This window comes from Pseudomonas sp. B1(2018), assembly GCF_003097365.1.
Lineage (GTDB): Bacteria > Pseudomonadota > Gammaproteobacteria > Pseudomonadales > Pseudomonadaceae > Aquipseudomonas > Aquipseudomonas laurylsulfatiphila.
This window is the reverse complement of record NZ_PYUK01000007.1, coordinates 108893-132594: the sequence shown is the minus strand read 5'-3', so window position 1 is coordinate 132594 and position 23702 is coordinate 108893. Positions and strand designations below refer to the sequence as shown.

Genomic DNA, 23702 nt, shown 5'->3' with positions numbered 1-23702 from the left:
CACGGAGACGTCCACTCCCCCGTAACGACCACTCGTCGGGGCCTGAAACACCCGCATTTCAGCCTGACGAGGCTGTGCTCATGGCTCGATTGCATGCCGTTTTACCGGCCTGTACGAGCTGCTTCTCGCGATCATTTTTTCGGCAACCAGGAATGGCATTGCCACACGAAAATGTGTTCGCCGACTGAAAAAAGGAGTCCGCCTGTGGCTATCCGCTATGGCAAAGGGCTGATGGGAGGCGCGTTGGTAATCGCCCTTCTGGCCCTGCTGATCCAATGGATCGGCATCAACACGATCGAACACTACCGCGACGATTTGCTGTTTTACCTGCAAGCTCATCTGATTCTCGTCCTCGCTTCCATGCTGGCCGCCCTTGTCGTGGGCCTCCCCGCCGGTATCTTGCTCAGCCGCCCGTCGATGGTCGGTAGCGCTGAACGCTTCATGCAGTTCTTCAACATTGGCAACACCGTTCCGCCCCTGGCCGTCCTGGCCATTGCCCTGGGCATCCTCGGCATCGGCAGCGGCCCGGCCATCTTCGCCCTGTTCCTCGCCTCCTTGCTGCCTATCGTGCGCAACACTTATGAGGGCCTGAAAAACGTTCAGGGCTCGCTCAAGGAAGCCGCCGTCGGCATCGGCATGACCCCGCGCCAAGTGCTGTGGAAAGTCGAGCTGCCGAATGCCGTGCCGATCATCATCGGTGGCGTGCGCGTGGCGTTGGCGATCAACGTCGGGACGGCGCCGCTGGCGTTCCTGATCGGCGCCAACAGTCTTGGCAGCCTGATATTCCCCGGCATTGCCCTGAACAATCAGTCGCAATTGCTGCTCGGTGCAGCCTGCACCGCGTTGCTGGCCCTGTTGCTGGACGGCATGGTCACACTGGGCAGTCGCCTCTGGCTCGAACGCGGCCTGCGCCCGTCTTAAGCCTCGGTAAAGGAACTCTCATGAAAACAACAAGCTTTTTACTAGGCTGCGTTCTGCTGTGTGCAGGATTTGCCCAAGCCGCGGAAAAACCCTTGATCCGCATCGGCGCACGGGTATTCACCGAACAGACCCTGCTGGCGGAAATCACCGCGCAATACCTGCGCGCCAAGGGTTACGACGTGCAAGTGACCGGCGGTCTCGGCAGCAACCTCGCCCGCAGCGCCCACGAAAGCGGTCAACTGGACATGCTCTGGGAATACACCGGTGTGTCGCTGGTGGCCTACAACCATGTGACGGAAAAACTCGACAGCGAACAGTCCTACGCCCGGGTGAAAGAACTCGATGCGAAAAAAGGCCTTGTCTGGCTCACTCAGTCGAAATTCAGCAACACCTACGCCCTCGCCCTGCCGAAGAACGTTGCCGATGAATACCCGCAGATCAACACCATCAGCGAACTGAACGCGGTATTGCAGGACGAAGCGAAGAGCAATCATCTGGTGGCTTTGGACACCGAGTTCGCCAATCGATCCGACGGCCTGGGCGGCATGGTCCAGCTGTACGACATGAACCTGACCCGCAACAACATCCGGCAGATGGATGCCGGGCTGGTCTATACCGCGCTGCGCAATGGCCAGGTGTTTGCCGGCCTGGTCTACACCACTGATGGTCGCCTCAATGCCTTCAAGCTGAAATTGCTCGAAGACGACAAGCACTACTTCCCCGACTACACCGCCGCGCCCGTGGTGCGTCAGGCCTATCTCGATGCGCATCCGCAACTGGCCGCACAGCTCAAGCCACTGGCGGAACTGTTCGACGACAACACCATGCGCGAGCTCAACGCGCGGGTGGATGTCGATCACCAGAGTCCTTCAGCCGTGGCCGCCGATTTCCTGCGCCAGCATCCATTGAACTGAGAAGGAGAAGTCATGGAATTCTTGAACGCCTTTTCCCATCTCGACTGGCAGCAGGTGATGCATCTGACCGGGCAACACATCACGCTGGTCGGCATCGCCGTGACCCTGGCGATTCTGGTCGGCGTGCCACTGGGCATCCTGATGACGCGCTTCCCGAGTCTCGCCGGACCCTTGCAGGCCAGTGCCACGGTGCTACTGACGGTTCCGTCGATTGCCCTCTTCGGCCTGTTGCTGCCCTTCTACTCGAAATTCGGCCAGGGCCTCGGCCCGATGCCGGCGATCACCGCAGTATTTCTCTATTCACTGCTGCCGATCATGCGTAACACCTACCTGGCCCTGACCAGCGTCGAACCGGGCATCCGCGAAGCAGCGCGAGGCATCGGCATGACGTTCGGCCAGCGCCTGCGCATGGTTGAGCTGCCCATCGCCGTGCCAGTGATCCTTGCCGGCGTGCGCACCGCCGTGGTCATGAACATCGGCGTCATGACCATCGCCGCCGCCATCGGTGCCGGTGGCCTCGGTGTACTCATCCTCGCTTCCATCAGCCGCAGCGACATGTCGATGCTGATCGTCGGCGCCGTGCTGGTCAGTGTGCTGGCGATCATCGCGGACCTGATCCTGCAAGTACTGCAGCGCTCGCTGACTCCAAAAGGACTCCTGAAATGATCGAACTTCAAAACCTCAGCAAGACCTTCCAAAGCAACGGCAAGGACGTGAAAGCCGTGGACTCGGTGAGCCTGACCGTCAATGAAGGCGAAATCTGCGTGTTCCTCGGGCCATCGGGTTGCGGCAAAAGCACCACGCTGAAAATGATCAACCGCCTGATCAAACCCACCTCGGGCAAGATCCTGATCAACGGCGAAGACACCACCGGCCTCGACGAAGTGACGCTGCGCCGCAACATCGGCTACGTGATCCAGCAGATCGGCCTGTTCCCGAACATGACCATCGAAGAAAACATCGTGGTCGTGCCGAAACTGCTCGGTTGGGACAAACAGAAATGCCACAACCGCGCCCGCGAGTTGATGAGCATGATCAAGCTCGAACCCAAGCAGTACTTGCATCGCTATCCACGGGAGTTGTCCGGTGGCCAGCAACAGCGGATCGGCGTGATTCGCGCCCTGGCGGCAGATGCGCCCTTGTTGTTGATGGACGAACCGTTCGGCGCGGTCGACCCGATCAACCGCGAGATGATCCAGAATGAATTCTTCGAGATGCAGCGGGCGCTGAACAAGACCGTGATCATGGTCAGCCATGACATCGACGAAGCGATCAAACTCGGCGACAAGATCGCGATCTTCCGCGCCGGCAAGCTTTTGCAGATCGATCACCCGGACACCTTGCTCGCCCACCCGGCAGACGACTTTGTCAGCAACTTCGTCGGCCAGGACAGCACGCTGAAACGCCTGCTGCTGGTGAAAGCCGAAGACGCGGCGGACAACGCGCCCTCCGTCAGCCCGCAAACCCCGGTGGCCGAGGCGCTGGAATTGATGGACGAGCATGACCGTCGCTACGTGGTGGTGACCTGCACAGAGAACAAGGCCCTGGGTTACGTAAGACGTCGCGACTTGCACCGTCAGACCGGCACCTGCGCGCAGTACCAGCGTGAGTTCAACGCCACGGCGGCGTACGACGAGCATTTACGCATCCTGCTGTCGCGCATGTACGAGTTCAACCGGTCGTGGTTGCCGGTGATGAATGCCGAGCGGGTGTTTTTAGGTGAAGTGACGCAGGAGTCGATTGCGGCCTACCTGAGTTCGGGGCGTTCGCGGGGGATGAAAACCAATATCGTCTCGCCGGCCGAGGCAGTAGTCGCCTGACAGCTTGCTCGGTAAAAATACAAAACCTGTGGGAGCGAGCTTGCTCGCGATGGCATTTTCAAAGCCAACATCGTAGTTGACTGACATAACGCTATCGCGAGCAAGCTCGCTCCCACAGTTCTTGTGCAATTTTTCAGGGATTCGCAGACCGGAAAAAAATATCAACAGCATCGGATGCAAAAGCTATCCGAACATACCTTTTGAAATAGCCAAATCTCCCCTCAGCCCACCTTCTCGCTGCCAACGTCGCCGATGTTGACGCCATCACACTTACCTATGAATTGGCTCACAACAGCATCGAACGTGCAGGTATTTTTAACACTTCGCAATTCTTGGGGAACATCCGACTGTCATCTGAGTCGGTTACAAAGAGTGATGTCCGCAACGCGCGTCAGAAGAGTGCAAAAACGCGACATTTTTTGTTGATCTCAAGCCCCTCACGCCCTAAAGTTCGCGCCGAACGTCCATGCTGGAAACGATCCATCCGGCTCAAGTACTGACGACGAGACAGCAAGGCCAAGGGAAAGCTGCACTTCCCATGGCCTTTTTGCTTTCGGCGACATGCCTTGGGAAGTAGGCGAACCAAAGTGGGGATACGGAGGACGTTCAGGAGGGTGTGTCATCAATGAATTCACGAGTGCGCCGGAGACTGCTTTTGCGCAGGGCAAGGCGCGAGGACCGCAGTTTGGTTGTTCCAAATGAGGGACGAGCAACGCAGCCCTGCGCAAAAGCAGGCCCGGCCCTTCGGGTTGTGCCTGAGCGCGCGCCATGCTGCGTTGCAGGCCTTGCGAAGGGAATGACCATTAGCGGCGGCCTGCGCCTTGCCTGGCACGCGCTCAGGCGCAACGCACTCGAGAATTCATTGATGACACACCCTCGCACCCATTGATAATTTTAGTTTGCCAGTAGGAGTTCCCAGCATGTCGATCCAGGTCGAAGACTATTTCGCGCGTGAAACCTTTCAGAAAATGAAGGCGTTCGCCGACAAACAGGAAACCCCGTTCGTGGTGATCGACACCGCGATGATCGCCCAGGCCTACGACGACCTGCGCGCCGGTTTCGAATTCGCCAAGGTCTACTACGCGGTCAAGGCCAACCCGGCCGTCGAAATCATTGACCTGCTCAAAGAGAAAGGCTCGAGCTTCGACATCGCCTCGATCTACGAGCTGGATAAAGTGCTGAGCCGTGGCGTCAGCGCCGATCACATCAGCTACGGCAACACCATCAAGAAATCCAAGGACATCCGCTACTTCTACGAGAAGGGCGTGCGCCTGTTTGCCACCGACTCCGAAGCCGACCTGCGCAACATCGCCAAGGCCGCCCCGGGTTCGAAAGTCTACGTGCGTATCCTGACCGAAGGCTCGACCACCGCCGACTGGCCTTTGTCGCGCAAATTCGGCTGCCAGACCGACATGGCCATGGACCTGTTGATCCTCGCCCGCGACCTGGGCCTGGTGCCGTACGGCATCTCGTTCCACGTCGGCTCGCAGCAGCGCGACATCAGCGTCTGGGACGCGGCGATCGCCAAGGTCAAAGTGATCTTCGAGCGCCTGAAAGAAGAAGACGGCATCCACCTGAAGCTGATCAACATGGGCGGCGGCTTCCCGGCCAACTACATCACCCGCACCAACAGCCTGGAAACCTATGCGGAAGAAATCATCCGCTTCCTCAAGGAAGACTTCGGTGATGACCTGCCGGAAATCATCCTGGAACCAGGCCGCTCGCTGATCGCCAACGCCGGCATCCTGGTCAGCGAAGTGGTGCTGGTCGCACGCAAATCCCGTACCGCGGTCGAGCGTTGGGTGTACACGGACGTGGGCAAGTTCTCCGGCCTGATCGAAACCATGGACGAAGCCATCAAGTTCCCGATCTGGACCGAGAAAAAGGGCGAGATGGAAGAAGTGGTCATCGCCGGCCCTACCTGCGACAGCGCCGACATCATGTACGAAAACTACAAGTACGGCCTGCCGTTGAACCTGGCCATCGGTGATCGCCTGTACTGGCTGTCGACCGGTGCGTACACCACCAGTTACAGCGCTGTTGAGTTCAATGGTTTCCCGCCGCTGAAGTCGTTCTACGTATAAATCCCGCCCGTTATATAAAAAAGGCCTGTGAGTAATCACAGGCCTTTTTTTATTTTCACCGCAGCACCAACTCTCAACACATTAAGTTTCGATATCGGAACATCGAACCTTATCCAGCAGAAACAGTAAATCGCCAATTTTCCTCCACCATCAGACACACACTGAAACTCTTCACAACTTAACTTTAACCACAGCCACCATTACTTTTCAGTGACGACAACACCCCCATAACGCAATAACATAAAAGGGATTTTCATGTTAGCTACTGAAGAACAGGTCATTACCGCAGAACAACTCAATTCATTGACATCGGATTTCATGGGGGCCGTTTCCGGCACTCTCGAGGGTGTCGAGCGTGAAAAAGGATTATTGGTCACAAATGACGATATCAAAAAAATCAAACGCTACGTCAATGCCGGGCTTAAACTCCCTATCGAAATTAATGAAATAGAACAGATATACAAGTTCGACCAAGTGAATATTACGGGACTCACATCTGCCGATATGCAAGTCCTGTTCCTACCCATGAGAAGCCATGCGGCCTCTTGGTCACCACTGGAGTCCAACATGAAGAAAGTCGGCTCGGACCTTCATGTGTTTGCCGACAATTTCACTTCAAATAGCCAATCCATTATTAAGTATCTGGAGAGCCTTCCCAGTTACATTAGCGGAACTGGAAAAGTCGGTGACCTGAGTCCGGAGGAAATCGACAATCTTCCGGAAATCCAATTGACTGAAGGTGAAAAGAAAAAAATCCCGGCACTACTGGAGCTGGTTGAAGAGCTTAAAACCGTTATTACCGAACACAGCGCAAGCACAAAGACCACCAAAGACCAGATCAGCGAATTCAAATTGCAAATCGATGCACTGAAGTCGAAACTGGGTTTAAAAGTAACCCTGTGCAACAGCCATAACTTCGATGAAAAAATAAAAAAACTCAATGATAATCTGAAACTTCTCAATGACCGTATCGACCAAAAACTCGCGGAAATCGGAGAGTATTCCAAAAACAAATGGCTGGGGGTCATCGGTGGCGTATTTGGCCTTCTCATTAGTTCTACAATATATGGAGCCAAGGCCAACAAGGCTCGTAATGAACTGGAGCAGCTAACAACCGATCGACGCAAAATCGAATCAGAGATCGCAACCACCAATACGGTCCTCGCGTCGTTGCTGGCATTCGAAACCAGCCTCCAGGACCTGCTCCTCAGGATTGAAGATGCTGCTGGCAGTTCATCAAACCTCGAAAGCCTCTGGGAGTTGATACAGACTTACGTCGAATCCTCCAGCAAAAAACTGGTTGACGTTACCAATGCCATGTACTTGGTAACTTTTGCCACCAAACTAATCACGATGATGGATAACTGGTCAGCGATAAAAAAACAGGCGGGCGATTTACTGACTGCTTTCAACAATGCCACAAGCGACGCCTGACATCCCGGCTTGTGCTCCCATGCCAAACCCGAAATTGATTCTTTAAAAACGGAAAAATCATGACCCTACATACTCTCGGCTCGCAATTTCAATACCCCTCTCCCGACATGAAGAAAATCAAGCAAAACAGGGATGAGATCCACTATAAAATCCGCACATTGAGCACTGTCTATCTACCGGTACTCGGGGAGCAATTGGCATCGTTAGAGGAGGAATTGAAAGCCATCGACAAGCAAGCACTAAGCACCCTGACTCTGCTGCCTAACGCATTACCCATTGGCGAAATTCAACGTTTTCATACCATCATCGAGAAGATGAAACTCGAGCCCTCCACCCCCGAGCAACAGAAGGCCATAGACAGTTTTTACGAAGAAATCAATTCGTTGATTAAAAACGGAACGTCCGAAGTATTAAAGTATTCAACAACGCTGAACAACAATCTGGCGAACTTCAAAGCAGTGACCCTCAGCGACAATCAATACCGCATCAAGGAACTGGAAGATTCCATCGCCAACATCAGCCCGCATATAGCAGAACTGGAAAGCGACATTGAGAAACTGACAACTGACGAATCAGAGCTGAACGGTGCCATTAAACTCATTGAAGCAACGGACACCTTCTCACTGATCAAGGAGCTGTTTCTCACGGCGGAAAAACTTGCAGGGCTTAACCTCTCCGCGCCTCAAGTTGAACTCGTCAAGACTGGCATCGCCGCCGCTGGCAAGATTCTCAACTTAATCAGTGACAGAATCAAATATGATCACCTGATTGAAGCCCGGCGCCACATTCAGGCGCGCCTTGATGACCGCCGTCGAAACCTGGTCAGTATCAAACAAGATGTAAAGATCTTGCAGGACCGAAAAGATCAGTTGGTGGAATTCCAGTCCGTGCAAACACCGAGAGAGGCCTACACGAATGAGATAAGCACCCTCGCCGACGCCATTGATAAATTCCTGGAGATTAATGAACATGACGCTACCGACGATTTCAGTTCGGTTGTTAAACGATTCATTGAACAGTCGAACATCTTCATCAAACACTTGAAGAACCTTCGTCAGGAATGGAGAAGCTAAACCGGGCCCGCTCCACCTGGAAGTAGCATCCTGATCAGCGCGAGCGAAGGCACCCACAACGCCATTTCGCTCGCACTGATGACAACTGCAGCTCTCGGTATCTAGGCCACCTGCGCCTGATTTTGCAATTGTTCGGCACGCTGCTGAAAGCGCGAGGCCAATGCCCGCAGATCGGGGTGGGAAGCCTGCAGCAGTGCCTGGCCGCTCACCCGCAGGAAGTTCAGGCTGCCAGCCTCCAATGCCCGATGAAGCCATACCAGGGCCTCTTCGACTTTCCCGCCCTGCGCCAGAACCGCCGCATAACTGAACTGCCCGCGAAAATCCCCGCCCTCCGCAGAACGTCTATACCACTCGAAAGCGGCATCCGGATCGGCCCGGCAAAATCGGCCCTCCTCCAGATAGCGCCCCAGCAGGTTCATCGACTTCGCATGTCCGAGGTCCGTCGCACGCCGGTACCAGCCCAGCGCCAATGCCTGATCTTCGACCACACCGCGCCCGGTGGCCAACAGATTGGCGAGGTTGTACATCGCCCAATCCAGCCCACCCTGCGCTGCAATCCGGTAATGCCGCGCCGCAATCGAGGCGTCGGCAACACAACCCCAACCATGCTCATGACAACGGCCGAGCATATTGCGTGACATCAGGTGCCCCTGGCGCGCAGCGATGCCAAACCAGCGCAACGCCAGCGGCTGGTCCTGCGCGATTCCATGGCCGTCGAGCAGAATCTGCCCGAGCAAGGCCTGGGCCTCGACTTCACCTTCACGTGCGGCGATCAGGATGGCCTGGGCCGCGCGGGCTGGACTTTCGTCGAGCATGGAGCGCAGGCGCTCGCCATCGAGCATTTCCTCGCGGCGTAAACGAAAATCCGCCACTTACACCTCGACCCAGCGACGCAACAGGTTGTGATAAGTGCCAGTCAGGCTGATCAGCGATGGATGATCAGGGACATCGCGGGTCAGTTGCTGGATGGCCCCGTCCATCTCGAACAACAGGGCGCGCTGACTGTCTTCGCGCACCAGGCTTTGCGTCCAGAAAAACGAGGCGAGTCGCGTTCCGCGTGTCACCGCGTTGACCTTGTGCAGGCTGGTGCCGGGGTACAGCACCATGTCGCCGGCGGGCAGTTTCACTCGCTGGGTGCCGAAGGTGTCCTGGATTTCCAGCTCGCCGCCGTCGTAATCCTCGGGTTCGCTGAAGAACAGCGTGGCAGACAAATCCGTGCGCACCCGCTCGATGCTGCCTTTGGGCTGACGCACCGCGTTGTCGATATGGAAATCGAAACTGCCGCCGGCGGTGTAACAGTTCACCAACGGAGGAAAGACTTTGTGCGGTAGTGCAGCCGACATGAACAGCGGATTCTTCCACAGCCGCTCCAGCATCGCCGCGCCGATCTCCTTGGCCAGCGGATGCCCTTCCGGCAGTTGCAAATTGTGCTTGGCCTTGGCCGACTGGAAGCCGGCGGTGATCTTGCCATCGGCCCAATCAGCCTGTTCCAGAGCCTCGCGAATGCGCTGCACCTCGTCTTTCTCGAACAGGCCTGGAATGTGCAGCAGCATGACAAGACACCTGAATACAAAGGGGGTGCCAATGGTATTGATTCTTATTGCCTATGTAAAACACATCTGACGAATGAGTCAGCAGAAACCGTAAGGTTAAATTGTAAAGATTGTAAATTCAGTGCGAATAGTAATGTTTCGCAATTGTTACGAATACCTATTTACCCTATATTCCGCGGCCTCAAATCCTTGGGGAGGGGAATTCAAATGTCGCGTCAACAACCACAAGTACCGGTCAGTTCACCACGCCTGCTCGCATCGGCCATCGGCATGGCGATTACTGCCGGCTCTGCGGGCCACATGGTTTTCGCGGCGGAAAAAACCGACGGGAAAGCACCGGACAATGTGATTTCGCTGGGCGCCACCGCCATCACCGGCGAAGCCCAGGACGAGACAACCTACAACGTAGAGAAAGCCTCCTCGCCCAAGTACACCGCGCCGCTGATCGACACGCCGCGCTCGGTGACCGTTGTTCCGCAACAAGTCTTGAAAGACACCGGTTCGCTCAACCTGCAGGACGCGCTGCGCACGGTTCCAGGCATCACCTTCGGTGCCGGTGAAGGCGGCAACCCGCAAGGCGACCGTCCGTTCATCCGTGGCTTCGACGCCCAGGGCGACACCTATCTGGACGGCGTGCGCGATACCGGCTCCCAGAGCCGCGAGATCTTCGCCGTTGAATCGATTGAAGTCAGCAAAGGCCCGAACTCCGCGATCGGCGGCCGTGGCGCAGCCGGCGGCAGCATCAACCTGGTGAGCAAGAAAGCGCACCTGGGCGATTCGCTCGACGGTGGTTTCACCTGGGGTTCCGACCAGACCCAGCGCTACACCTTCGACGGCAACTACCAGTTCACCGACACCGCCGCTGGCCGTCTGAATCTGCTGAGCCACGAGAGCAACGTCGCCGGGCGTGACAGCGTCAACTACGACCGCTGGGGCGTTGCACCGTCCCTGGCCTTCGGCCTGGGTACGGAAACTCGCGTCAACCTCGACTACTACCACCTGGAAAGCAACGACACGCCGGATTCGGGCATTCCGTATTCGATCCCGGCCGGTGGCTCGGCTGCGCGTACCAAAGCCAATCCGGACAAGCCGAACGATGGCGGCGACAGCAGCAACTTCTATGGCCTGAACGACCGCGACTTCCGCAAGACCCGTGTCGATACGGCGACCTTCGCCATCGAGCACGACCTGAGCGACGCGCTGACCATCAAGAACACCCTGCGTCACGGTACCAGCATGCAGGATTACATCCTGACCCAGCCGGATGACAGTAAAGGCAACGTCAACAATGGCAGCGTCTGGCGTCGGGCGAACACCCGCGTGAGCAACACCGAGACCACCACCAACCAGACCGACCTGTTTGGTGATGTCTACATCGCCGGGTTCAAGAACAGCTTCTCCACCGGTGTCGAGTACACCCATGAGGAAAACGAAAAATCCTCGTACAACGTCAACACCGACACCACCCCGGGAACAGCCGCGGTAACCACCAACTGCTCGCCGGCCCTGATCGGCGCGCCAAGCGGCTACAACTGCACCTCGCTGTCCAACCCGAACCCGAATGATCCGTGGAACGGCGCCATCTCGCGCAACTACGCCGGCACCGACACCAAGGCCGACACCTACGCACTGTATGTGTTCGACACCCTGACGTTGTCCGAGCAGTGGTTGGTGAACATGGGCCTGCGCTACGACCATTTCGACACCAGCTACAAAACCTTCAACGGTTCCAGCGTGACCACGTCCAAGGGCGATGACACCAGCGAATTCGTCACCGGTCAGTTCGGCGTGGTGTACAAACCAGCGGAAAACGGCAGCATCTATGCGTCCTACGCGACGTCCGCCACCCCACCGGGTAACACCCTGGGCGAAGGTTCGGAAGGCAACCCGTTGGGTGGCACGCCGGATCGCAACGGCAACCTGCTGAAAAGCGATATGGAGCCGGAAACCACCAAGAACTACGAAATCGGTACCAAGTGGGACCTGTTGAACAATCGTCTGTCCGTGACCGCCGATATCTTCCGCACCGAGAAAGACAACGCTCGTGTGCAGACCAACACCACCACTTATGAGAACGCCGGCAAAACCCGCGTTCAAGGTATCGAACTGTCGGCCAGTGGCAAGCTCACCGATAAATGGCAAGTGTTCGCCGGGTACGCCTACATGGACAGCGAGCAAGTCGATGGCGGCGATCTGCCGGCCAACAAAGCCAACAATGGCAACGAACTGCCTAACACGCCGAAGAACAGCGCCAGCCTGTGGACGACCTATCAGGTCACGCCGAAGCTGACCATCGGCGGCGGTGCGTTCTATGTCGATGACGTGTTCGGCAACGTAGCCAACACCACCATGGTTGACTCCTACGTTCGTTACGACGCGATGGCAGCCTACAAGCTGAGCAAAAACGTCGACCTGCAACTGAACGTGCAGAACCTGACCGACGAAACCTACTACGACAAGGCGTTCTCGACTCACTTCGCCAACCAGGCGGCCGGGCGCACCGCGTTGCTGAGCACCAACTTCCACTTCTGATCGACGGCCCCTGTAGGAGCTGCCGCAGGCTGCGATCTTTTGATCTTGATTTTTGCGCATCCAAAATCGACAACAGAGCAAAAGATCGCAGCCTGCGGCAGCTCCTACAGAGGCACTGGCCAAGCCCCGTTCATTCACATGAACGGGGCCTTTGTGCGTAAAAAAGAATGCTTCTCGACAACCCCACGGCATAATGCGCGCCGTGATGAATCAACTTGAACGAACAAGGCGAGCGACGTGTTGAAGAAAACCCTGTTCCAGTTGCACTGGTTTTTCGGCATCAGCGCCGGGCTGGTCCTGGCCCTGATGGGCATCACCGGGGCGATGGTGTCGTTTCAGGATGAAATCCTGAGCACACTCAATCCTTCTGTGTTGCAGGTCGAAAAACAGGTCGCCGGCGTGTTGCCGCCTGCCGAACTGGTGGAGCACATCGAAGCCGCGTCGGGCAAAAAAGTCTCGATGCTCACCGTGGAAACCGACAGCGGCAACGCCGCCAAAGTATGGTTCACGCCGCCGCCGGGCGAACGCCGTGGCGAGATGCGCTACTTCGACCCGTACACCGCCGAGCTCCTCGGCGATGCCTCCGGCCAGGGTTTCTTTGGCCTGATGCTGCAACTGCACCGCTTCCTCGCCATGGGTGACACAGGCCGGCAGATCACCGGCGCGTGCACCTTGATCCTGGTGTTCTTCTGCCTGTCCGGCCTGTACCTGCGCTGGCCGCGCCAGTGGAGAAGCTGGCGCGCCTGGCTGACCCTGGACTGGAAGAAAAAGGGTCGCAGCTTCAACTGGGACCTGCACTCGGTGGCCGGCACCTGGTGCCTGGTGTTTTACCTCCTGGCAGCGCTGACCGGTTTGTCCTGGTCCTACGAGTGGTACAACAAGGGCCTGACCCGGTTGCTCTCCGACTCACCGCAGAACGAACGCGTTCGTGGCGGACGTGGTCCTGCGCCGCAAGGTCCGGCACCAACAGCCGATTACGCGGCGATGTGGAGCAGCATCTACAGCGCGGCCGGCCCGCAACTCAGCTCCTATAACGTGCGCATGCCGCCAGTGGCCGGTCAGCCTGCGACCGTCTATTTCCTGCTGAAAACTTCGCCTCACGACCGGGCGTTGAACCAGATCACCCTCGACCCGGCCACCGGCGTGGTCAAACGGGTTGACCGCTACAGCGACAAGAGCCTCAAGGCGCAACTGCTGACCAGCATCTATGCGCTGCACGTCGGCAGTTACTTCGGCATCGTCGGGCGCATCATCCTGACCCTCACTGCGCTGAGCATGCCGCTGTTCTTCGTCACCGGCTGGTTGCTGTACCTGGATCGTCGCCGCAAAAAACGCCAGATCAAGGACGCTCGCCAAGGTCTCGTTACACCCGCTGATGATGCACCGGCCTGGCTGATCGGTTTCGCCAGCCAGAGCGGGTTCGCCGAACAACTGGCCTGGCAGACCGCCGGGCAATTGCAGGCCGCGGGCCTGCCGGTGAAGGTGCAGCCCCTGGCGGACGTCAGCGAACGGGATTTGCAGGACTCGAACAACGCGCTGTTCGTCGTCAGTACCTTCGGTGATGGCGAAGCGCCGGACAGCGCCCGGGGTTTCGAATGCAAGGTACTGGGCCGCACGCCGAGCCTGGAGCGCCTGAACTATGCCGTCCTCGGCCTCGGCGACCGGCAATATCAACACTTCTGCGGATTCGCCAAACGCCTGCACACCTGGCTCGGCGAACACGGCGGCACGACCTTGTTCGCCCCGGTGGAAGTCGACGGCGGCGATCCTTACGCCTTGCGCCACTGGCAACAGCAACTGGGCCTGCTGACCGGCCAGGCGCCCGTCGACACCTGGCAAGCGCCGAGCTACGACAACTGGACCCTGACCCATCGCGAGTTGCTCAACCCGGACAGCAGCGGTTCCCCGGTGTACTTGCTGGGGCTCAAGCCACCCACCACCAGCAGCTGGCTGGCCGGTGACCTGGTGGAAGTCTTGCCGCGCAATTGCCCATGGGCGATCGAGCATTTCCTCGATGGCCTGGGGATTCACGGTGAGACCAAGGTGCAGCTCAACGGCCTGCAGGAAACCCTCGAACAGGCCCTGGCCAGCCGCCAGTTGCCGCAGAACCGCGCCCATCTGGTCGGCCTGCACGCGCAGGCGCTGGCAGAGGCCCTCGTGCCGCTGGCCATGCGCGAGTACTCCATTGCATCGATCCCGGCCGATGGCGTGCTGGAACTGATCGTGCGCCAGGAAGTGCATGCCGATGGCAACCTCGGCGTTGGTTCCGGCTGGTTGACCGAACACGCCCCTGTGGGCAGTTCCATCAGCCTGCGCGTGCGGCGCAACAGTGGTTTCCATCTGCCGGCCCAACCGGTGCCGATGATCCTGCTGGGCAATGGCACGGGGCTGGCCGGGTTGCGCAGCCTGCTCAAGGCACGGATTGCCGACGGCCAGCAACGTCACTGGCTGCTGTTTGGCGAGCGCAATCGCGAGCACGACTACCTGTGTCGAAAGGAGCTGGAGGAATGGCTGATCAATGGCGACCTGGCGCGACTGGACCTGGCGTTTTCACGTGATCAGGCCGAAAAGATCTACGTACAGGATCGCCTGCGCGAATCGGCGGCCGAACTGAAGCAGTGGCTGGCGGACGGTGCGGTGATCTACATCTGCGGCAGCCTTCAAGGCATGGCTTCGGGTGTGGACCAGGTACTCAACGAGGTGCTGGGCGCCGCCGCAGTGGAGCGCCTGATCGAACAGGGCCGCTACCGCCGCGACGTGTACTGATTCACCACATCCCCATGTGGGAGCGGGCTTGCTCGCGAAGGCGTCGTGTCAGTCGAAATCATCTGTGCTGACACTCCGCTTTCGCGAGCAAGCCCGCTCCCACATGGGTTCAGTGCCGATCAAACCGGCTGCAACTTCTGCTCAAACACCGACACCCCATCCAGATCGCGCAACACCACGCTCAACTCCCCGCTCTGCGCATCGATGTTCACCTCGCCAAAAAACTGAAACCCGCCAAACGGCGAGAGGTTCTGCGCCGGTGGAGCCTTTTCGAACACCGCTTCAGGACCAAAGGTCTTATCCAGCGGATTCGGTCCGTAGCTGCCGGCATTCAAAGGCCCGGCGACGAACTCCCAGAACGGTTCGAAATCCTGAAACGCCGCCCGATCCGGATGGTAATGATGGGCCGCGCAGTAATGCACATCCGCAGTCAGGAACAGGAAATTGCGCACCTGCTGCGCCCGCAGAAAACCGAGCAATTCGGCGATTTCCAGTTCGCGTCCCTGGGCCGGGCCGGGGTCACCGTTGGCCACCGCGTCCCACCGCGTGACACCGGGTCTGACTTCGCCGTCCCCTTCGCCGAGGCCGATGGGCATGTCGGCGGCGATCACTTTCCATTGCGCATTCGAGGCCTGCATTTCGCGCTTGAGCCAGTCCAGTTGCTCGCGACCGAGGAATGGCTTGGCCTCGCCCAGATTGTCGTCATTGGCCCCGCGATAACTGCGCATGTCCACCACGAACACATCGAGCATGGGCCCGTAACCGAGCTTGCGATAGATGCGCCCGCCGCCATCGGCGCTCTGCCAGCGCATCGGCGCGTATTCGAGCCAGGCCTGGCGTGCGCGGTCCACCAGGCTGTGGATATCTTTGCTCTGGTAACGCGCACCCAGCTGCTTGCCGGGCGACCAGTTGTCCACCACTTCGTGGTCGTCCCACTGCCAGATCTGCGGGACCTCGGCGTTGAAGCGACGGATGTTTTCGTCCATCAGGTTGTAGCGGTAATTACCACGGAACTCATCGAGGGTCTCGGCGCTTTTGCTCTTGGCCTCGGTGGTGATGTTGCGCCATACCCGGCCGCCTTCTGTGGTGAGCTGCGCCCGGATCGGGATATCGGCGTAAATGATGTCGCCGCTGTGGATAAAGAAGTCCGGCAGCCGCCGGCGCATCGCCTCGTAGATGCGCATGCCGCCAAAGTCCGGGTTGATGCCGAAGCCCTGGCCGGCGGAGTCGCCGCTCCAGACAAAACGGATGTCGCGCCGGGTCTGCGGCACGCTGCGCAAGTGACCGAACCAGGGCTCGCTGGCAACGCCGCTCTGAGCGTCTTCAAATTGCACTCGATAGAAAATCGCCTGGTCGGCGGGCAGCCCGTTAAGTTCGACCCGGGCGGTGAAATCGGTACGCGCATCGGCCAGGGGCGAGACGAATCGCCGAGGGTTGGGAAACAGGCTGCGGGTGTCCCATTCCACCACCATCCGTGCGGGGCGGTCGCAGCGGCTCCAGATGATCGCCCGGTCACCCAGCAAGTCGCCGGACTGCACGCCGTCGGTGAGTTGCGGCCGATCCTTGACCGAAGCGATCACCGCCGGCGCCAGCCCCGGCAGCAGCAATCCGACACCGACCGCTTGCATGACACGACGGCGCCCGAGGTTGAAATCGCTCATGGTGGTCTCCCTGGAATGGAAAAGATCGCAGCCTGCGGCAGCTCCTACATGGGAAGATTGTGAACACCTGTAGGAGCTGCCGAAGGCTGCGATCCTTTGATCTACGCCTTGGCCGGCTCCAGTGCCAACTCCACGGTCTCCGACCGCTTGACCAGCGCATACACCACCGCCGTCAACAGACTCCCCGCGACGATCGCCAGCAGATACAACAGTGCATGGTTGATCGCATTCGGGATCGCCAGCACGAACAAACCGCCGTGGGGCGCCATCAATTTACAGCCGAAATACATCGACAGCGCACCGGTCAGCGCGCCGCCGGCGATGCTCGCCGGAATCACCCGCAACGGATCTTTCGCCGCAAACGGAATCGCCCCTTCGGAGATAAAGCATAGCCCCAGCACCAGCGCTGCTTTACCGGCTTCGCGTTCAGTCTGCGCAAACTTGCGCCGGGCAATCAACGTGGCGATGCCCAGGCCGATCGGCGGCACCATGCCGGCGGCCATGGTCGCCGCCATCGGCGCGTAACTCTGCGACGCCAGCAACCCGACCGAGAACGCATAGGCCGCTTTATTGATCGGCCCGCCGAGGTCGACGCACATCATGCCGCCCAGCAGTACACCGAGCAGGATCGCGTTGGTGGTGCCCATGCTGTCGAGGAAATGGGTGAGCCCGGCAAGCATCCCGGCCACCGGTTTGCCGACCACGTAGATCATCACCAGACCGGTGAACAGACTCGCCAGCAACGGAATGATCAAGATCGGTTTCAACGCCTCAAGGCTCTGGGGCAAACGCGCATATTTATTGATCGCCCTGGCCGCATAACCGGCGAGGAAACCGGCAACGATCCCGCCGATGAAACCGGCACCCAGGGTGCTCGCCAGCAATCCGCCGATCATCCCCGGCGCGAGGCCCGGACGGTCGGCGATGGAGTAGGCGATATAGCCTGCCAGCAGCGGCACCATCAACTTGAACGCAGTGTCGCCGCCTATCTGCATCAACGCCGCTGCCAGCGTGCCCTCTTCCTTGAAAGCGGTGATGCCGAACACGAACGACAAGGCGATCATCAAGCCACCGGCGACCACCATCGGCAACATGAACGACACGCCGGTCAACAGGTGTTTATAGACGCCCGTCTTCTCCTGTTTGGCCGTTGTTTGGGCAGCGTTCGCTGCGCTTTCCTGCTGCCCTTCGGCCAAGGCTTTTTTCAAGGTTGCTTCGGCTTGCTTGAGAGCAATGCCGGTGCCACAGCGATAGATTTTCTTGCCGGCGAAACGCTCGGTGGCGACTTCGATATCGGCCGCCAACAGCACCACATCGGCCTCGGCAATCGCCGCTGCGCTCAGTGGATTGCGCGCACCGACCGAGCCTTGGGTTTCCACCTGCAAGTCATAACCCAGGCGCTTGGCTGCTTGCTGCAAAGCCTCGGCGGCCATGAACGTGTGAGCGACGCCTGTCGGGCATGCGGTAACGGCCACCAGTCGCGGCACGTTCCGGGCTACAGCCACTGGCTCGATGACCGCTTCGGAAGCGGCGTAAATCTGCGCTTCCTGCGCACCACGTCGCAGCACGGCTTCCACGTCTTGCAGGGCCTGGGCCGGGGTGCTCTGGAACACTCGCTTGCCGACAAACCGCGCCATGTCCACGGGCGCGCTGGTCACCAGCAGCACCCACTCGGCCGCGTCGAGGGTGGCCGCCGACAGTTGCTTTTCCGGATGTGCGGCGTCGGTGATTTCGACACTGGTGCTCCAGCCCTGACGCTGGGCCGCGGCATCGAGCAGCCGGGCACACAGCACACTGGTGACCATGCCGTTCGGGCAGGCCGTAACGATGGCTAACTTCATGACAAACCCTCTTATTGTTCTGTCAGGGGACGCACGCGCACACCCTGTTCGAGCTGCGCCAGTTGCGCTGCATCGCCAATGCCGAATCCGATCTGGGTCACTGCCATCGCGGCAATCGCCGTGGCAGTGCGCAAGGTTTGCTCCGGCGTATCGGCGCTGAGCAAGCCGTGGAGCATTCCCGCCAGCAATGAATCACCCGCGCCCACCGTGCTGGCGACACTGACCCTGGGTGGCGTGGCATGCAGCGCCGAGCCGACGCTGAACCAGTTCACGCCTTCGGCGCCGTGGGAAATCACCACATGCTCGATGCCCTGGGCGTGCAAACGCTCCGCCGCCAGGGCTTGCGCACTGTTCGACACGACCTCGCAGTCCAGCACCTCGGCCAGCTCTTCAGCGTTGGGTTTGATCAGCCAGGGTCCCGCTTTGAGCGCGGCACGCAATGCATCGCCGCTGGTGTCGAGGGCAACGTTCAGCCCCAGCGTCTTCAAGCGCAAAATCAGTGCCTGCAACCACTGCGCACTGACGCCCAACGGCAAGCTTCCGGCGACCACCACCGCATCGTGGCCCGGGGCAATTTGCTCCAGTCGATCGATCAAGGCCTGCTGCGCCGCTTCGCTGACCTGGGGCCCCGGTCCGTTGATGTCGGTGATGCGTCCGTCGCTTTCCGCCAGCTTGATGTTGCTGCGGGTTTCACCGGGAACGCGGATGAAGGCGTCGACAAAACCGCGTTTGGTGAATAGCGTTTCAAAGGCTTGCAGGTTGTCTTCGCCAAGAAAACCACTGACGGTCAACTGATGCCCGAGGTCGGCCAGCACTTGCGCCACGTTCACGCCTTTACCGGCGGCGTGGGTGTGCATGACATCGCTGCGATTGACCTGACCGGCTTCAAGGCGCGGCAACTGTACGGTCAGGTCCAGCGCCGGGTTGAGGGTCAGGGTGAGAATCCGTGCCATTACAAGGCCTCCACGAGTGCGCGCACTTCATTCGCGCTGCCCACGGCCAAGGCCTGACGGGCAAGGGTTTGAGTCTGAGTGAAGCCCAGTTCGCGAATCCGCGCCTTGACCTCGGCAATACTGCGCGCGCCGACACTGAGCTCATCCACCCCGAGGCCCACCAGCACCGGCACCGCCAGCGGGTCGGCTGCCAGCTCGCCGCACACGCCGACCCATTTGCCGTGGGCATGGGCCGCACGCACGGTGATGTCGATCAGTTGCAGCACCGCCGGGTGCAAGCCATCGGCCTGGGCCGACAGCGTCGGATGGCCACGGTCGATGGCCAGGGTGTATTGGGTCAGGTCGTTGGTACCGACGCTGAAAAAGTCGACCTCCCTGGCCAGCACCGGCGCCAGCAAGGCCGCCGACGGCACTTCGATCATGATCCCCAGTTGCAGGTCGGCAACCGGGATTTCCAGGCGCAGACGTTCGGTCATGTCACGGGCCTGACGCCATTCATCAACGCTGCCGACCATCGGGAACATGATCCGCAGCGGACGGTTGTCGGCAGCCCGCAGCAAGGCACGCAGTTGCGCCTCCATGATCTGTGGGCGCTGCAAGGTCAGGCGAATGCCGCGCACGCCGAGGAACGGGTTTTCTTCCTTCGCAATCGGCCAGTACGGCAGCGGTTTGTCACCACCGACATCGAGGGTACGCACCACCAGCGGCCGCCCGGCCAAGCCGTCGAGGACGCGGCGGTACTCGGCTTCCTGGGTCGCCTCGTCGGGCGCTTGCGGGTGGGCCATGAAAATCAGTTCGGTGCGCAACAGGCCGATACCTTCGGCGCCCTGCTCCACCGCACTGGTGACGCCGGCACTTTCGCCGATATTGGCGAACACTTCGACGGCATGGCCGTCGGTCGTCAGTGCCGGCTGGTGGCGTTGCTCGGCGGCTGCCTTCAAGCGCTGCTCGCGGGTATCGCGTTCGGCCGTGGCGCGCTGCAAGGTCGTCGCATCAGCGTCTACATGCAGACGCCCACGCTGGCCATCGAGCAGCAATGGCGTACCCGACGCCAGCAGCAACACGCCAGGGCCGGCGCCGACCAATGCCGGAATGCCCAGGGCCCGGGCAACAATTGCACTGTGCGCCGTAGCGCCACCCCGTGCAGTGAGAATCCCGGCCACACGAGCCGGGTCAAGTCGCGCGACGTCGGACGGGCCGACCTCGTCCATCACCAGAATGTACGGCTGATCCGGTTCGCTCGGGGTTTCGATACCACTGAGTTGCAGCAATACCCGACGCCCGATGTCGCGCAAGTCGGCAGCGCGCTCGGCGAGCAAGGCATCCTGCAATGCTTCCTGCTGCCGGGCCGCCGCCTCAATCACGACCATCCACGCGGCCTCCGCGCTTTCGCCCTGCTTGAGGCGCGTATCGACCTCATCGGTCAGTTCCGGGTCGTCGAGCATCTCCTGGTGGGTGACGAAGATTTCGCGAATGGCTTTGCTTTTGCTGCGCTCGATCAATCCCTGGATGTCACGGCGCACCTGCGCCAGCGCCTGCTGGAGACGTTCGCGCTCGATGGCGGCAGACTCACCGCGTAGTGGGTAATCGATGGTTTGCAGGACTTGAATATGCGCCGGGCCGATGGCGATGCCCGGTGCGGCGGCAATGGCCTGAACCACGCTGCCGGATAGCGGGGCGAGGATCACTTCGGCCATATCGGCAACAACTTCCCGTGCCTGGCTGACTGGCGGCAGCGGCTCGACTTCTTCACCGAGGCCTTCTTCGATAGCGGCCAACAGGGCTGGCAACGCATCCGCCGCGATGCCCGGTTCGGCGATGAATTCCAGGACCTGCCCGCGACGGGCGCCGAGGCTGAGCAGCTTGCTCAGGCTCTTCACCGACACCGCGCTGTCGTGGCCATCGACGATTCGCACGCGGATTTCACCCTCAAAACTTTTCGCCAGTTGCGCGAGGATCTTCGCCGGCCGCGCATGCAAACCGTGGGCATTGGCCAAGGCAATGCGCGCACTGGGCCAGTCGGCGGGCACTTCACCACCGAGCACTTCGAGGACTTTGCGGCTGCTGGTGGCGTGCCCCAATTCATGGCCACGCCCTTCGATCAGCAACGCACACAGGCGCTCGAGCAGGGCCTGATGGGCTTCACCGAGGCTGGCCAGGCAGAACAATCCATTGAGTGGCTGGCCGAGATAGCGCAGCGGTTTGTCCGGGGTGACGAAGGCCAGGCCGGGGCGCTTCACCGTTTGCTCGCTGTGCAGCCACCACAGGCCATCACCCAACGGCAGCGCTTCGACCTGTTGCAGCACGGCGGAGAAACCATTGCTCACGCAGTCGGCCTGGCGCAACAAACGTGCGCCGCGCCAGACCAGTTCTTCGAAATCTTCGGCCGCCACACCGAGACCGATCATCTGCGCATCCAGCGCCAGCTCCTGCGGCGCGCCTTGCAGCAATTTCAGCAGCGCTTCAGCGGAACCGGCGCGACGCAGGGCCTGGCCCAGATCCGTCTCGCCGAGGGCGCGGGTGAGCAATTGCAACAGACGCAGATGTTCATCGGATTTGGCGGCGATACCGATCGCCAGGTAAACGATATGACCGTCGCCCCAGTCCACGCCCTCTGGGAACTGCATCAGGCGCACACCGGTGGTGAACACCTGGTCGCGGGTTTCGGGGGTTCCGTGGGGGATGGCAATACCTTGACCGAGAAAGGTCGAGCCCTGGGCCTCCCGCGCCTGCAAACCGGCCAGATAGCCCTCGGCAACCAGGCCGTCGGTGACCAGATGCCGGGCCAGCAATTGCAGCGCTGCGGACTTATCCACGGCCGACTGGCCCATGGAAATCTGCTCTACAGTGAGCTCGAGCATGCTTTCTCCTTTTTGGCGCCTTGGGGCACCAGGTATTGTTTTGAATGAGTCAGCTCAGGCGCTTGGTCGTCACTTTTGGCGGTTTCACGGCAGAACCGGCCAAAGGCGCCTTTAACGTAGAAAATACGCCTGCTGAAACGTTTAATCTAGAATGAATGGCACGTTACTCGATAATGTCCCATCCTTGAAGCTCAACTTGTCGGATGCGTTGCGACAATGGTCGCCTGCCTTAATCGGTTAGGATTGACGAAAATGTCGAGGCAATCTCGAAAAAACAAGGAAACAGCGGGTTGAAACTCAGTGATATTGCCCAGTTGGCCGGTGTGTCCGTCACCACCGCCAGCTATGTCATCAATGGCAAGGCCGAACAACAGCGCATCAGCAGCGCCACCGTCGAACGCGTGCGCGCGGTCGTTGAACAACATGGCTTCACGCCTAATCCACAGGCCGCCGGCTTGCGCAGCCGACACACGCGCACCTTGGGGTTCATTCTGCCGGATCTGGAAAACCCCAGTTACGCACGAATCGCCAAATTGCTGGAACAAGGCGCCCGCGCCCGCGGTTATCAGTTGCTGATCGCCAGTTCCGACGATGCCCCGGACAGCGAACGGCAATTGCTGCAACTGTTCCGCGCCCGGCGCTGCGACGCGCTGATCGTTGCCAGTTGCCTGCCGGCCGGCGACGACAGCTATCGCCAGTTGCAGGCCAAGGGCATACCGATCATTGCCATCGACCGGGTCATGGACCCCGAGCGCTTCTGCTCTGTGATCAGCGACGACCGCGAGGCCAGCCTGCAACTGACCCGCAGCCTGCTGGAGCCGCTGCCCAAACAGATCGCCCTGATCGGTGCCCGCCCGGAGCTGAGCATCAGCCGGGAACGTACCGCGGGCTTCAAAGAGGCCCTCACCGGGTTCAACGGCGAAGTACTGATCGAAGAAGGCGAATCCTTCAGCCGCGAGTGCGGCAAACAATTGATGGAAGAGTTGCTGCTGCGCCTGGGCCATTTGCCCGATGCGCTGGTGACCACCTCCTACGTACTGCTTCAGGGCGTGTTCGATGCGCTGCACGACTTCCCGTTGAAAAACCGCCCGCTGCGCCTCGGCACGTTCGGCGACACCCAGCTGCTGGACTTCCTGCCGCTGCCGGTCAACGCCATGGCCCAGCAACACCAGTTGATCGCCGACAAGGCCCTCGCGCTCGCTCTGACGGCCATCGAGCAGTCGGATTACCGGCCCGGCGTGCAAGCCATCCCGCGCACGTTCAAGCAGCGTATTCTTCAGGACTGAGCC

Annotated in this window: 16 protein-coding genes; 10 read left to right on the top strand and 6 right to left on the bottom strand. The window is 59.7% G+C overall.

Going from position 1 to position 23702, the window contains the following annotated elements:
• Nucleotides 1–231: 231 nt before the first annotated feature.
• From C9422_RS13125 to C9422_RS13090, 7 genes are all read left to right on the top strand, one after another.
• The gene (locus tag C9422_RS13125; protein WP_178082421.1) at nt 232–921 is read left to right on the top strand and encodes an ABC transporter permease; all 690 of its coding nucleotides are present in this window, start codon (nt 232–234) and stop codon (nt 919–921) included.
• Nucleotides 922–941: 20 nt separating this feature from the next.
• The gene (locus tag C9422_RS13120; RefSeq protein ID WP_116580945.1) at nt 942–1835 is read left to right on the top strand and encodes a glycine betaine ABC transporter substrate-binding protein; all 894 of its coding nucleotides are present in this window, start codon (nt 942–944) and stop codon (nt 1833–1835) included.
• Between the two features lie 12 nt (nt 1836–1847).
• Complete coding sequence (locus C9422_RS13115; protein WP_007973063.1) at nt 1848–2501, top strand: ABC transporter permease; 654 nt, start codon at nt 1848–1850, stop codon at nt 2499–2501.
• Nucleotides 2498–3655, top strand: coding sequence for a betaine/proline/choline family ABC transporter ATP-binding protein (locus tag C9422_RS13110; protein WP_116580944.1), 1158 nt, complete (start codon nt 2498–2500; stop codon nt 3653–3655). The genes C9422_RS13115 and C9422_RS13110 overlap by 4 nt, the downstream gene beginning before the upstream one ends.
• 920 nt (nt 3656–4575) lie before the next feature.
• Entirely contained in the window at nt 4576–5739 is a 1164-nt protein-coding gene (locus tag C9422_RS13100; protein ID WP_007973066.1) for a type III PLP-dependent enzyme, read from the top strand.
• Nucleotides 5740–5994: 255 nt separating this feature from the next.
• The gene (locus tag C9422_RS13095) at nt 5995–7173 is read left to right on the top strand and encodes an alpha-xenorhabdolysin family binary toxin subunit A (RefSeq protein WP_116580942.1); all 1179 of its coding nucleotides are present in this window, start codon (nt 5995–5997) and stop codon (nt 7171–7173) included.
• 59 nt (nt 7174–7232) lie between these two features.
• Nucleotides 7233–8246, top strand: a complete 1014-nt coding sequence (locus C9422_RS13090; RefSeq protein WP_116580941.1) for an alpha-xenorhabdolysin family binary toxin subunit B — start codon at nt 7233–7235, stop codon at nt 8244–8246.
• Between the two features lie 101 nt (nt 8247–8347).
• Here C9422_RS13090 and C9422_RS13085 read toward each other — a convergent pair whose 3' ends face one another.
• Both C9422_RS13085 and C9422_RS13080 read right to left on the bottom strand, forming a co-directional pair.
• On the bottom strand, nt 8348–9118 hold the full coding sequence (locus tag C9422_RS13085; RefSeq protein ID WP_116580940.1) for a tetratricopeptide repeat protein: 771 nt from the start codon (nt 9116–9118) through the stop codon (nt 8348–8350).
• Nucleotides 9119–9799: a Fe2+-dependent dioxygenase gene (locus tag C9422_RS13080; RefSeq protein WP_116580939.1), complete on the bottom strand. Its 681-nt coding sequence runs from the start codon at nt 9797–9799 to the stop codon at nt 9119–9121. It lies immediately after the preceding gene.
• Between the two features lie 207 nt (nt 9800–10006).
• Here C9422_RS13080 and C9422_RS13075 point away from each other — a divergent pair, with 207 nt between their 5' ends.
• Together C9422_RS13075 and C9422_RS13070 are read left to right on the top strand one after the other, a co-directional pair.
• The gene (locus tag C9422_RS13075) at nt 10007–12331 is read left to right on the top strand and encodes a TonB-dependent siderophore receptor (RefSeq protein ID WP_116580938.1); all 2325 of its coding nucleotides are present in this window, start codon (nt 10007–10009) and stop codon (nt 12329–12331) included.
• 237 nt (nt 12332–12568) lie between these two features.
• On the top strand, nt 12569–15097 hold the full coding sequence (locus C9422_RS13070; protein WP_116580937.1) for a sulfite reductase flavoprotein subunit alpha: 2529 nt from the start codon (nt 12569–12571) through the stop codon (nt 15095–15097).
• A 119-nt stretch (nt 15098–15216) separates the two neighbouring features.
• Here the strand turns inward: C9422_RS13070 and C9422_RS13065 are convergent, their stop codons facing one another.
• The 4 genes from C9422_RS13065 to ptsP all read right to left on the bottom strand — a co-directional run bounded on the left by C9422_RS13065 (nt 15217) and on the right by ptsP (nt 22413).
• Nucleotides 15217–16758: an alkaline phosphatase gene (locus C9422_RS13065; RefSeq protein WP_116580936.1), complete on the bottom strand. Its 1542-nt coding sequence runs from the start codon at nt 16756–16758 to the stop codon at nt 15217–15219.
• Nucleotides 16759–16859: 101 nt separating this feature from the next.
• Complete coding sequence (locus C9422_RS13060; RefSeq protein ID WP_116580935.1) at nt 16860–18599, bottom strand: PTS fructose-like transporter subunit IIB; 1740 nt, start codon at nt 18597–18599, stop codon at nt 16860–16862.
• Between the two features lie 11 nt (nt 18600–18610).
• Nucleotides 18611–19552 carry a 1-phosphofructokinase gene (gene pfkB, locus C9422_RS13055; protein ID WP_116580934.1) on the bottom strand — a complete coding sequence of 314 codons (942 nt, stop codon included), beginning with the start codon at nt 19550–19552 and terminating at the stop codon, nt 18611–18613.
• The gene (gene ptsP / locus C9422_RS13050; protein ID WP_116580933.1) at nt 19552–22413 is read right to left on the bottom strand and encodes a phosphoenolpyruvate--protein phosphotransferase; all 2862 of its coding nucleotides are present in this window, start codon (nt 22411–22413) and stop codon (nt 19552–19554) included. The genes pfkB and ptsP overlap by 1 nt, the downstream gene beginning before the upstream one ends.
• Before the next feature lie 290 nt (nt 22414–22703).
• Here ptsP and cra point away from each other — a divergent pair, with 290 nt between their 5' ends.
• Nucleotides 22704–23699, top strand: a complete 996-nt coding sequence (gene cra / locus C9422_RS13045; protein WP_116580932.1) for a catabolite repressor/activator — start codon at nt 22704–22706, stop codon at nt 23697–23699.
• Nucleotides 23700–23702 lie beyond the last annotated feature (3 nt).